Below are 11,249 nucleotides of genomic sequence, written 5' to 3' on the forward strand. Positions count from 1 at the left end.
CTCCGTCGGCTTAGAAGAAGCCGAGCTTGCTCTCCGCGTAGCTGACCAGCAAGTTCTTGGTCTGCTGGTAGTGCTCCAGCATCATCAAGTGCGTCTCCCGCCCGATGCCGGAGGACTTGTAGCCGCCGAACGCCGCGTGCGCCGGGTAGGAGTGATAGTTGTTCACCCAGACGCGCCCGGCCTGGATCTCCCGGCCCGCCCGGTACGCGGTGTTGCCGTTGCGGGACCAGACGCCGGCGCCCAACCCGTACAGGGTGTCGTTGGCGATCCGCAGGGCGTCGTCGTACCCGGAGAACTTCGCGACCGAGACCACGGGGCCGAAGATCTCTTCTTGGAAGATCCTCATGGAGTTGTTGCCCGCAAAAATCGTCGGCTGCACGTAGTAGCCACCGCTGAGCTCGCCGCCCAAGTCCGCCCGGCCGCCGCCGGTGAGGACCGTGGCCCCCTCCTGCTGACCGATGTCCAGGTAGGACAGGATCTTCTCCAACTGATCGTTGGAGGCCTGGGCGCCCATCATGGTGTCCGTATCCAACGGGTTGCCCTGCTTGATGGCCTGGGTGCGGGCCACGACGTCGTCCATGAACCGGTCATAGATCGATTCCTGCACCAGCGCGCGGGACGGGCACGTGCACACCTCGCCCTGATTGAGGGCGAACATGGTGAAGCCCTCCTGCGCCTTGTCATAGAACGCGTCGTCCGCCGCGGCGATGTCCTCGAAGAAGATGTTGGGGCTCTTACCGCCGAGCTCCAGCGTGACCGGAATCAGGTTCTCGGAGGCGTACTGCATGATCAGCCGGCCCGTGGTGGTCTCCCCGGTAAAGGCGATCTTGCGGATCCGCTTGTTGGCCGCGAGCGGCTTTCCGGCCTCCAGGCCGAACCCGTTGACGATGTTCAGTACGCCGGCGGGCAACAGGTCTCCGATGAGCTCCGTGAGCACCAGGATGGACGCCGGGGTCTGCTCGGCCGGCTTGAGCACCACGGCATTGCCCGCCGCCAGCGCTGGCGCCAGCTTCCAGACGGCCATGAGGATCGGGAAGTTCCAGGGGATGATCTGTCCGACGACGCCGAGCGGCTCGTGGTAGTGGTATGCCGTCGTATCGTCATCGATCTGGGACAGGCGGCCCTCCTGAGCGCGGATGGCCCCGGCGTAGTACCGGAAATGATCGATGGCCAGCGGCAGGTCCGCGTTCAGGGTCTCGCGGACGGCCTTGCCGTTGTCCCACGTTTCGGCGACCGCGAGCATCTCCAGGTTTTCCTCCATGCGGTCCGCGATGCGGTGCAGGATGAGAGCGCGCTCGGCCGCGCTGGTTTTGCCCCATGCGCTGGCTGCGGCGTGCGCGGCGTCGAGGGCGGCCTCGATGTCGTCGGCGGTGCCGCGGCCGACCTCACAGAACACCTGCCCGGTGACCGGCGTGACGTTCTCGAAGTACTGGCCTTTGACCGGTGCGGTCCATTCACCGCCGATGTAGTGCTCGTAGCGCGGCTTGAAGGTCAGCAGCGATCCGTCGGTTCCGGGGTTGGCGTAGACAGTCATGCGAGTCTCCTTTGTCAGGCAGTGCGTCTGCGGCAGGGTCTGGCCTGCGCGGCCCGCCGGATGCCCCGGCCGGGCCTGCTCACGCTGCCGACGCTACGCTCGCGCAGGTTGCACGCACGTTGCACGGGTGCCGCGGCGGCTCTTAGGCCTCCAGCGCTTCGAGGTGGGAGACGACGACGGCGCGGCGCGGCGAACGCGGCGGCAGCACGGCCAGCGCGGTGCGCCAGGCGGCGACGTCGTCGTGCGCCTCGGATAGCGCGAGGTAACTCATGAGGACCTCCGGGCCTGCGTCGGAGAGCATGGCCTCGCGCAGGGCGCCGGAGACTTCGGCGCGGATCGCCTCGATGCCCGGCGCCGTGGAGGCGGGCAGCAGCGGCCCCCGGTACAGCTCGAGGGCGGCGCGGTAGCGGCCGCGGCCAACGAGCTCCAGCACGCGGCGCGCGTCGGACGCGGGGGCCGGGTCCAGCCGGTACGGGCGCGAGGCGAGGGCGGCTGCGGTCCCGGCGAGCGTGTGGCGCAACCGGGAGATCTCCGCGCGCAGCGTGACGGGGCGGGCGAACTCGCCCCAGAGCGCCAGGGCCAAGGCTTCTGCGCTCAGCCCCGCGGCCGAGGCCCGCGGACCGCCGGGCGCACTCTGGTGCCAGGCCAGCAGGGCGAGGATCTCCGCGTGCCGGCCCGTGAAGCGGTCCGTCCCGCGCTCGGTGATGAGTTCGACGCCGTCGCGCCCCCACGTGCCCACGGTGAGCGCCGTTTCCTGCGCGGGCCGGGTCTGGGGCCGGGGTCCGCTGCCCGAGGCAACGCCGCGGACGGGCTGGCGGGCCGTGGCATAGGCGGCGAGCTTGAGCTCGGCCTCGGCGGCGGCCACGGCCGCCTGAACGAGGGAGAGCGAGTGCGCGGCGACGGCGTCGTCCCCTCCGGTCAGGTCAATGACGCCCAGCACGTTCCCGGTGGGGCCGTGGATCGGCACGGCGGTACAGCTGACGCGGTGGGCGAGTCGGCTGTAGTGCTCGGCTCCGCTGACCTGCACCCCGGCCCCGGTGGCCAGCGCGGTCCCGGGAGCGGAGGTGCCCACGGAGCGTTCGGACCAGTCAGCGCCGGGGACGAACGCCATGGACTCGGCGCTAGCCAGCGCGGCGCGGTCCCCGTCCACCCAGAGGAGGCGGCCGTGTTGGTCGCCCATCGCGACGATGAGCCCGGTGTCCCGGGCCGGTTCGATGAGCAGGCGGGTGATCACCGGGCGGATGGCCGCCAGCGGGTGGTCCCGGCGGTAGGCGTCCAGTTCGGCGGAGGCGAAACTGAGGACCGGCTCGATCGCCCCGGGGGCCAGAAAACCTCGGGAACGCCGCCACGACTCCCGCACGACGGGACGCAGCAGGTCAAAGGCGGTTCCGGGGCCGCCGTCGTCAGCGCCGCCCGGGCCCGGCGCGCAGGCCAGCGCGTGCGCGGCGAGCGCGTGGCGCTGCAGCGCGGGCTCCGCCGGGCAAATGAGCACGATGAGCACCCCCACAGTTCATGTGTCGAGAGTCACAAAATTCCTGCTGGTAAGTCTAGGCAAGCCGCACCGCCGGTGCCATAGTGAGCACCATGAGCCGCATGATTTTCGTCAATCTACCCACCAACGATCTAGCCGCCGCGGATGCCTTCTACGCGGCGCTCGGGTTCACCAAGAACGAGCAGTTCTCCGACGAGAACGCCTCCAGCTGGGTCATCGCGGAGAACATCAGCGCCATGATCCTCAAGCGAGAGTACTTCTCCACCTTCCTGCCCGGCGAGGATGCTCCGCACGTCCCCGGCGCCAGCGGCAACCGCGAGGTGCTCAACGCCCTGTCCTGCGACACGGCGGAGGAGGTGGACGCGTTCGTGGAACGCGCCGTCACCGGTGGCGGCAGCGTCTACCGCCCGGCGGACGAGCCCTTCCCCGGGATGCGCCAGGCCGCCGTCGCGGACCCGGACGGGCACGTGTGGGAAGTGGCCTGGATGGACCCCTCGGCCATGCCGGGATAGGCCCGGAGCCGGCCGCCCTAGTGGCGGTCCCGCGCGTTCATGTAGAGCTCGAACGCCTTGGCGAGCGGCTTGTTCAGGCGGTAGTCCCATTCACCGAGGGTCTGGACCACGTCACAGCCCAGCGTCGTCTTGAACAGGGTGAGTCCTGCCAAGTGGTGGTCACGGCTGAGCGTCGGCGAGACGCCGCCGTGGTCCAAGTAGGCGCAGCCCGCAGCCAGCGAGTCTTCGATCATGCGGTGGATGAGCGCCTTCGGGGCGAACAGTTTGCGCTCCGCGGAGGAGGAGGCGCCGTAGACGTACCACGCGCCCTCGCCCGATTGCACGCGAATCGCCGCGGCGAGATCACGGCCCTCATGCACCGCGAAGTAGACGGTGCACGTGCCGGGGATTCGCGCATTCAGCTCGGTCCACATGGTGGTGAAGTACGACGCCGGCCGGGGGGTGAACCCGTCCCGTTCGGCGGTCTCCCGGTACAGGGCGTGGAATCGCTCGACATCCCCCACGGCACCCACCTGCACCTCCAGCGGGCCGGAGGCGGCCTTGCGGGTTTCGCGGCGGGCGTTCTGATTCATGCCGGCTAGGACGCCGTCGACGTCGAGCTGCTCCCCGCCGGTGTCCCGGAGCGGGATGCGCGCCTGGAACTCCGGCTGGCCAGCGGCAAAGTCCTCGCTGACCTCCGGCTTGGTCCAGCCCGCGGCGCGCAATTGCGCGGCCACCAGCGCGGCATGCCCGTCGCCCGCCAGCGGCTCGAGGCCGGTGACGAATTCCGGGGTCGGCGCGGCGTCGTCCTTCTTCTTCCCAGAGAGTGCCTTGCGCACCTCGGCGGCCCGCCACTTCGCCTGCACCCCCGGCACGCCCATGCGGACCAGGAACGCGCCCCCGCGCGCCAGGTGCGCCAGCAGGGGTTCGGTGACCTGCGCCGTCGTATACGCCGCCCAGTCCAGCACCGGGCCCTCGGGGACGTACGCCAAGGTGCGGCGCAGTACGGGCAACGGGCGGTGCAGCACCTGCGCCGAGCCCACCAGCGCGTCCCCGGAGAAGAAGCCGAGGTATTCGGGGCGCCACTCGCGCTTGACGGCGGCCCACTCCGGCCGCTGCAGGAAACTGGCCGCCGGCCGGCTCGCGATGAATCCGCGGTGTTCGTCGGCAGTGATGGGACGGACCGAGAGCTGGGTATCTGACACGCAGCCAGCATAACGCGCACGCCTCGCCGCTATACCCCTAGGGGGTACTTGACACCTATACCCACTGGGGGTATCTTCGTGGCCATGGAGACACCACAGGAAACCGCCCACGGCTACTCGGCGAACAAGGACGCGCTGCTGAAGCGCTTGCGCCGCATCGAGGGGCAGATTCGCGGGATCGCCCGCATGGTGGAGGAGGACACGTACTGCATCGATGTCCTCACGCAGGTCTCCGCGGTGAATGCCGCACTCCACAAGGTTTCGCTCAACCTCGTCGAGGACCACATCGGCCACTGCGTGGTCGGCGCGGCCGAGGAGTCGCAGCGAACGGGCGATCCCAGCATCGTCGATCACAAAGTCAAAGAAGCATCGGCCGCCATTGGCCGGCTGCTGCGCTAAGCCGAAGGAGCACACCATGTCCAACACCCTCACCGTCAGCATTTCCGGAATGACCTGCGGCCACTGCGTCTCCTCCGTGAAGGAGGAGATCGGCGCCATCGCGGGCGTTGACTCCGTGGACGTTGACCTCAACGCCGGCGGCGTCTCGACCGCCACGATTACCTCCGTCAGCCCGTTGTCAGAGGCCACGGTCTCCGAGGCCGTCGCCGAGGCCGGCTACACGCTGGTCAGCAACAACGGCTAACCCCCCTCCCCCGCCTGCCCCAGGAGCGTCATGACTCAGACCCCGCACACCCGCACCGTTGACCTCGCGATCGACGGGATGACCTGCGCGTCCTGCGTGGGGCGCGTGGAACGCAAGCTCGGCAAGCTGGACGGCGTGGAGGCCAGGGTGAACCTGCCGCTGGAATCCGCCAGCGTCAAGGTCCCCGAGCACGTGAGCGACGCGGACCTGATCAGCACCGTGGAGCAGGCGGGCTACCGCGCCCGCGTCAAGCAGCCCGCTCACGGCGGGCACGGCTCCCACGGTGGGCACGGGGAAGAGGATCACGACGGCGGTCACCTCCATCACGACGTCCCCGCGGACGTGCTGCGCCCGCGCCTGATCGTGGCCGCCCTCCTCACGGTGCCCCTGTTCGTGATCTCCATGTTCCCGGCTGCACAGTTCCCGCACTGGGGCTGGGTGGCCCTGGGCCTCGCCGCACCGGTGACGCTCTATTCAGGGTGGCCGTTCCACAAAGCAGCCGCGGTCAACGCCCGCCACGGCGCCTCCACCATGGACACCCTGGTCTCCCTCGGCGTGCTGGCGGCGTTCCTCTTCTCCACGTGGCAACTCATCGCCAACCCGCAGCTGACCGCACACGCGGGCGGGGACATGGCCTCTATGGCCGAACACCAGCTCTACTTTGAGACGGCGGGGGTGGTGACCACGTTCTTGCTGCTCGGCCGATGGCTGGAAGCTCGGGCCAAGGCGCGCGCCGGGAACGCCCTGAAGTCGCTGCTTTCTCTGGGCGCCAAGGACGCCGTCGTGCTCCGGGACGGCACGGAAACGCGCATCAGCGCCGACTCCCTCTCCCCCGGGGACCTGATCGTGGTCCGTCCGGGCGAGAAGATCGCCACGGACGGGGTCGTCACCGAGGGAGCTTCCGCCGTCGACACGTCCGTGATCACCGGCGAGTCCGTCCCGGTCGAGGTCGGGGTCGGGGACACCGTTACTGGCGCTTCCATCAATACCTCGGGCCGGCTGATCGTCGAGGCCACGCGCGTGGGCCGCGACACCACGCTGGCGCAGATGGGCCGCCTCGTCTCCGAGGCGCAGACGGGCAAGGCGCCGATCGCCCGCCTGGCGGACCGGATTTCTGCCGTGTTCGTGCCGATCGTGTTGGTCATCGCGGTCCTGACCTTTGTGCTGTGGCTGGCCGTGGGCGGCTCGCTGGAGTCCGCATTCACCGCCGCCGTGACGGTCCTCGTCATCGCCTGCCCGTGCGCGCTGGGCCTTGCTACCCCCGTCGGCCTCCTCGCCGGGACGGGCCGCGGCGCCCAGCTGGGCCTGCTGATTCGCGGTCCCGAGGTTCTGGAGGACACCCGCCGCGTGGACACCGTGGTCCTCGACAAGACCGGCACCGTCACGGCCGGCGAGCTGCGCGTGACCGGCGTCGAACCGTTCGAGCCGGCTGACCCAGCGAACACGCCGCTGGCCGCCGAAGATCTGCACCGCATCGCCGCCGCCGTCGAGGCCGGGTCCGAGCATCCGATCGCCACGGCGATCGTCGCCGCCGCCCCGGACGGCGAGCCGCTCACGGCGAGCCAGTTCGCCACCGCCGCCGGTGGGGGCGTCAGCGCCGACGTCGTGCTCCCTGGCTCCGCCGACCCGGCCCGGGTGTACGTGGGTCAGGCCCGCTGGCTGGCCGAACAGGGGCTGGAACTGAGCCCGGCCCAGCAGGATCGACTCGCGTCCGCGCAAGCGGAAGGCACGACGGCGGTGCTCGTCGGGGTCTCCGACGCGTCGGGATCGCGGATGGCCGGGATTCTGTCCTTGCGGGACACCGTCAAGCCCGGCTCGGCGGACGCGATCGCCCGCCTGCGGCGGGACGGGCTGCGCCCCGTGCTGTTGACGGGGGACAACGAGGACGTGGCAGCACTGGTGGCCCGCGAGGTCGGCATCGACCCGGCGGACGTGTTCGCCTCGGTACTGCCGGACGGCAAGGTCGCCGCGGTCAAGGCCCTGCAGGCCGAAGGCCGCACCGTGGCCATGGTGGGTGACGGCGTCAACGACGCCCCGGCGCTGGCCACCGCGGATTTGGGGATCGCCATGGGCTCGGGGACCGACGTGGCCATCGAGGCCGCGGACATCACGGTGATGGGCAACGAGCTGGGCCAGGTGGTCACGTCGATCGAGCTCTCCCGCAAGACCCTCGGCGTGATCAAGACCAACCTGTTCTGGGCGTTTGCCTACAACACCCTCGGCATCCCGGTGGCGGCGCTCGGCCTGCTCAACCCGATGTTGGCGGGAGCGGCCATGGCGGCCAGCAGCGTCCTCGTGGTGGCGAATTCGCTGCGGCTACTGCGGTTCGGCCGGTAGCGCCGGCTCGGCCCGGCGGGCCATGAGCCGGCGGGCGTTCCGGATCTCGTCAGTGCGAACCAGCACGACGCCGGCGACGATCCCGACGCCGCCGAGCAACTGGATGGGGGCCGGCATCTCCCCCAGCAGCAACCAGGCCCAGACGACGGCGAAGACCACCTCGGTCAGGCCGATGAAGGACGCCATCGTGGCGCCGAGCGCGCGGGCGGCCAGAATGCCGGAGAGGTAGGCGAGCACGGCGGCGATGATCACCAGGCCACCGAGGGCTCCCCACCACGGCGCCTCGAACCCCGCGAAGGTCACCCGGCCGAAGCTCGCGTGCATCGGCAGAATACCGAGGGCGCCGAGGCCAAACATGAGGCTGGCTCCCACGGCGAGCCCAAAGGTGGTGAGCACCAGCGGATGCAGGGTGTCGTTCTGCTGGGCGCTGATGACGAAGAACACGGCCAGCCCCACGGCGGCGGCGAGCCCCCACAGGACGCCCACCGGATCGATTCCCGTCGCGCCGGTGAGGTCGAGGACGAGGATGAGGCCGGCGATGGCCGTCAGCGCTCCGAGGATGGTCAGCAGCCGCGGGCTGCGCCGCGTGACGGCCCACGTCCCGAGAACAATGAGGATCGGGGCCAAGTATTCCAGCAGGAGCGCCACGGAGACCTCTAAGTACTGGACGGCTTGGAAGTAGGAGAACTGGCAGATCGCCACCCCAAAGAGGCCGAACAGGCCGATGGGCTTCCAGTTCTCGGCCACACTGCGCCACCGGCCACGCAACACCCAGAGCGTGGGCACCAAGAGAAGGACGGCGGCGCCGAGCATCCGGGCGCCCACCGTGGCCCCGCTGGACCACCCCGCTTCCAGCAGGGGCTTGGCCAGCGAACCGCTGGTGGCGAAGACCATGGCGCTGAACAGGGCTAGGCCGTACCCGACGGCGGACCCGCGTGCCGCACGGCTAGGCGGTACGCTCTCGCTGCCCGCCGCGGGGCGGGTCGGCGCCGCGCGTTCCGGGCCCGCTGCGGCGTGAACGACGCCGTGTTCACCGCGCCCGACCAACCGCGCCTCGCCCATCTGACCTCACCCTCATCGCCAATGTCATGACCGTCATGACTTTTACTCCTGACAGCGATCATACGCGGTGACATAGACTGAGGGAAAGCACTTGAGACCCTCCATAACAAGGAATGACACGAGCAACATGCAGTTTGCCCCTGACACCCTGGTGGCCTTACGCTCCGCCGTGAACCTGCTGAATACCGGTCAGGCGCCAGTGGACCAGCTCACCACTATCGCGGACCTCGAGCAGTTCCTCGATCAGGAGCAGTACTCCGGATTCCGCGCGGGGACGGAGGGCGAGCTGCGTCAGGTGCGCCACCTACGCAGCACGTTTAGAGCCTTCTGGGACTCGGCCGAAGATGAAGCGGTGGAGTTGGTCAATCAGACCCTGCGTAATGTCCGGGCGCTGCCGCAGCTGGTCAAGCACGACGGCTGGGACTATCACCTCCACGCGACGCCGGAGAACGCCCCGCTCGTCGATCGCATGGCGGCGGAGATCGCGCTCGCGGTGATGGACGTCATCCGCGCGGGCGAATTGGACCGCCTCCGGGTGTGCGCGGCCGAGGATTGCCACGCCGTGCTGGTCGATACCTCCCGGAACCGCTCCAAGCGGTTCTGCGACACGGGCAACTGCGCTAACCGGTCCCACGTGCGCGCCTACCGCCAGCGCCAGTCCGCGCGCTAGGCGGTCGCCAAGCGCCTAGAGGCCGTGGCCGCCCCGCCGATCCCGCTGCGAATCCGGGTTCTTCGAGGAGCGGTTGACGCCGGATCCCTGTCCCAAGTCCGACGGGTTGTCCTTGGACGCCATGATGAGCAGCGAGGTCAGCAACAGGGAGCCAATGAAGGCGATGCCGAAGAAGGTCAGGCCCAGATCAATGCGCAGTTCGTTGTCGCTCCCGCCGGTGGCAGAGATCGTCGCCACAGCACCCGCAATAACGCCCATGATCAACGAAAAGATCAACGGCGCCTTGATGCTCTGCTGCCACGACTTCTTGGGCTGGTTCGCCACGGGGTTGCCTCCTGCGCTGGGTTCTGGCCGCATCTAGTCTACCGGCCGTAGAAGAACGCCGGTACACGCCGGCGGGCTCAGCCGAGCCGCATCCATGCGTCGTTGCGCACACGGAACACCAGCGTGGCCGCCCGGGCGCATAAGTAGCCGACGCCGAAGGCCAGCCAGAGCGGAAGAATCGACGCGCCCGGCAGCTCGGCCCACCCCGCGACCGCCAACAGGGGCGCGTAGAGCACCAACGCGACGAGCCCGGCGAGCGCGAGGTAGCGGGCGTCGCCGGCGCCGATCAGCACGCCGTCGAGCACAAACACCAGCCCGCACACCGGCTGGGAGGCCGCGAGCACCCACAGGCCGATGCTCGCGGCGGCCGCCACGGCGTCGTCGGACGTGAACAGCCGCGGCAGCCAAGGGGCGCAGACGGCCAGCGCAGCGCCGGTGATGACCCCGAAACCCAGGCCCCAGCGGGTCATGGTGCGGGTCAGCTGGTGGGCCCGGTCGGCGCGGGAGGCGCCCAGTTCCTTGCCGATCAACGCCTGCGCGGCGATCGCCAGCGCATCGAGCGCGAAGGCGAGGAACGTGAAGAGCGTGAACACCAACTGGTGCGCGGCCAGCGTGACCGCGCCCTGACTGGTCGCCACCCAGACCGTGGCGAGGATGGCCGCGCGCAGGCTGAGGGTCCGCAGCATGAGCCACGATCCCACCTGGGCCATGGCGACGACGCCGCGCGGGCTCGGCGCGAGCGGCACGCCGGCGGCCCGGGCCCGCGGAACCAACAGCACCAGATAGATCAGGGCCATGATCCACTGCACGATGGAGGTGCCGATCGCGCTACCGGCCACGGAGAGACCGGCCCCGTAGACCAGAACGTAATTCAGCGCGATGTTGGCGCCAAAGCCGCCGGCCGCCACATACAGCGGCGTCTTCGTGTCCTGCAGCCCGCGCAGCACGCCCGTGGCGGCGAGGACCAGCAGCATGGCGGGCAGCCCCGGCATCGAGAAGCGCACGTAGTCGGTTCCGAACGCGGCAACCTCCGCCGTGCCGCCCATCGCGGCCACGAGGCCCGGGGCGGCGAACCAGCCGGCCACGGCCAGGACGAGGCCGAGCACCAGGGCGAGGGCGACGCCGTCGCGCCCGGCAGCCAGCGCCTCACCGAGGCGCCCCGCACCCAGGTGCCGGGCGACGGCGGGCGTGGTGGAGTACGCGAGGAAGATCAGCAGGCCCACGCCCGTGGTCACGATCGTGGTGCCGAGTCCGATGCCGGCGAGTTCGGCGACGCCCAGGTGACCGATGATGGCCGTATCCGCCGCGAGGAACAGCGGCTCGGCGATGAGGGCGCCCAGCGCGGGGACGGCCAGCGTCAGGATGGACCGGCCGATGCGGTGGTCAGCTGCCGGCTCGCGCTGCCGCACTACCATTCACCCACCACCTGTTCCGACACTCGATGGTCCGCACTGGCTAACAGCCCACCTGGCCGCGCAGACAGGGCCACCT

The 11,249-nt window shown here is 69.8% G+C and carries 11 protein-coding genes; 5 read left to right on the forward strand and 6 right to left on the reverse strand.

From position 1 onward, the window contains the following. Positions 1-10 precede the first annotated feature (10 nt). Both adh and IW252_RS06950 read right to left on the reverse strand, forming a co-directional pair. A complete protein-coding gene (gene adh, locus IW252_RS06945) occupies positions 11-1,534 on the reverse strand; it encodes an aldehyde dehydrogenase (protein WP_196835898.1) in 1,524 nt (507 codons plus the stop codon). A gap of 142 nt (positions 1,535-1,676) precedes the next feature. After that, a complete protein-coding gene (locus IW252_RS06950; protein WP_196835899.1) occupies positions 1,677-3,035 on the reverse strand; it encodes a GAF domain-containing protein in 1,359 nt (452 codons plus the stop codon). An 83-nt stretch (positions 3,036-3,118) separates the two neighbouring features. On the opposite strand from IW252_RS06950, the gene IW252_RS06955 reads away from it, so the two are divergent. Further along, the gene (locus IW252_RS06955; protein WP_196835900.1) at positions 3,119-3,538 is read left to right on the forward strand and encodes a VOC family protein; all 420 of its coding nucleotides are present in this window, start codon (positions 3,119-3,121) and stop codon (positions 3,536-3,538) included. A 17-nt stretch (positions 3,539-3,555) separates the two neighbouring features. Here the strand turns inward: IW252_RS06955 and IW252_RS06960 are convergent, their stop codons facing one another. Then, positions 3,556-4,722 (reverse strand): lipid II:glycine glycyltransferase FemX, encoded by a 1,167-nt coding sequence (locus IW252_RS06960; RefSeq protein ID WP_196835901.1) that lies wholly within the window; start codon positions 4,720-4,722, stop codon positions 3,556-3,558. An 84-nt stretch (positions 4,723-4,806) separates the two neighbouring features. On the opposite strand from IW252_RS06960, the gene IW252_RS06965 reads away from it, so the two are divergent. Genes IW252_RS06965 through IW252_RS06975 form a run of 3 tightly spaced genes read left to right on the forward strand, consistent with a single transcriptional unit; the run spans position 4,807 to position 7,702 of the window. Further along, complete coding sequence (locus IW252_RS06965) at positions 4,807-5,121, forward strand: metal-sensitive transcriptional regulator (protein WP_196835902.1); 315 nt, start codon at positions 4,807-4,809, stop codon at positions 5,119-5,121. A 16-nt stretch (positions 5,122-5,137) separates the two neighbouring features. Next, positions 5,138-5,365 (forward strand): heavy-metal-associated domain-containing protein, encoded by a 228-nt coding sequence (locus tag IW252_RS06970; protein WP_196835903.1) that lies wholly within the window; start codon positions 5,138-5,140, stop codon positions 5,363-5,365. Positions 5,366-5,395: 30 nt separating this feature from the next. Continuing rightward, positions 5,396-7,702, forward strand: coding sequence for a heavy metal translocating P-type ATPase (locus IW252_RS06975; RefSeq protein WP_196835904.1), 2,307 nt, complete (start codon positions 5,396-5,398; stop codon positions 7,700-7,702). Here the strand turns inward: IW252_RS06975 and IW252_RS06980 are convergent. Next, on the reverse strand, positions 7,682-8,764 hold the full coding sequence (locus IW252_RS06980) for an EamA family transporter (RefSeq protein WP_196835905.1): 1,083 nt from the start codon (positions 8,762-8,764) through the stop codon (positions 7,682-7,684). The two genes, IW252_RS06975 and IW252_RS06980, sit on opposite strands and share 21 nt — an antisense overlap. A gap of 127 nt (positions 8,765-8,891) precedes the next feature. Between IW252_RS06980 and IW252_RS06985 the strand changes: the two genes are divergently transcribed. Next, positions 8,892-9,434, forward strand: a complete 543-nt coding sequence (locus IW252_RS06985) for a CGNR zinc finger domain-containing protein (RefSeq protein WP_196835906.1) — start codon at positions 8,892-8,894, stop codon at positions 9,432-9,434. Positions 9,435-9,449: 15 nt separating this feature from the next. Here IW252_RS06985 and IW252_RS06990 read toward each other — a convergent pair whose 3' ends face one another. Both IW252_RS06990 and IW252_RS06995 read right to left on the reverse strand, forming a co-directional pair. Next, entirely contained in the window at positions 9,450-9,758 is a 309-nt protein-coding gene (locus IW252_RS06990) for a hypothetical protein (RefSeq protein WP_331271474.1), read from the reverse strand. Positions 9,759-9,835: 77 nt separating this feature from the next. Beyond that, entirely contained in the window at positions 9,836-11,173 is a 1,338-nt protein-coding gene (locus IW252_RS06995; RefSeq protein WP_196835907.1) for an MATE family efflux transporter, read from the reverse strand. Between the last annotated feature and the right edge of the window lie 76 nt (positions 11,174-11,249).

Origin of the sequence: Zhihengliuella flava (assembly GCF_015751895.1) — a bacterium.
GTDB lineage: Bacteria > Actinomycetota > Actinomycetes > Actinomycetales > Micrococcaceae > Zhihengliuella > Zhihengliuella flava.

What these genes read in the sequence shown, in the direction of transcription:
- IW252_RS06975 (WP_196835904.1), top strand. Translation starts at nt 5,396, where the DNA reads ATGACTCAGACCCCGCACACCCGCACCGTTGACCTCGCGATCGACGGG.
- adh (WP_196835898.1), bottom strand. Translation starts at nt 1,534, where the DNA reads ATGACTGTCTACGCCAACCCCGGAACCGACGGATCGCTGCTGACCTTC.
- IW252_RS06985 (WP_196835906.1), top strand. Translation starts at nt 8,892, where the DNA reads ATGCAGTTTGCCCCTGACACCCTGGTGGCCTTACGCTCCGCCGTGAAC.
- IW252_RS06995 (WP_196835907.1), bottom strand. Translation starts at nt 11,173, where the DNA reads ATGGTAGTGCGGCAGCGCGAGCCGGCAGCTGACCACCGCATCGGCCGG.
- IW252_RS06970 (WP_196835903.1), top strand. Translation starts at nt 5,138, where the DNA reads ATGTCCAACACCCTCACCGTCAGCATTTCCGGAATGACCTGCGGCCAC.
- IW252_RS06965 (WP_196835902.1), top strand. Translation starts at nt 4,807, where the DNA reads ATGGAGACACCACAGGAAACCGCCCACGGCTACTCGGCGAACAAGGAC.
- IW252_RS06955 (WP_196835900.1), top strand. Translation starts at nt 3,119, where the DNA reads ATGAGCCGCATGATTTTCGTCAATCTACCCACCAACGATCTAGCCGCC.
- IW252_RS06980 (WP_196835905.1), bottom strand. Translation starts at nt 8,764, where the DNA reads ATGGGCGAGGCGCGGTTGGTCGGGCGCGGTGAACACGGCGTCGTTCAC.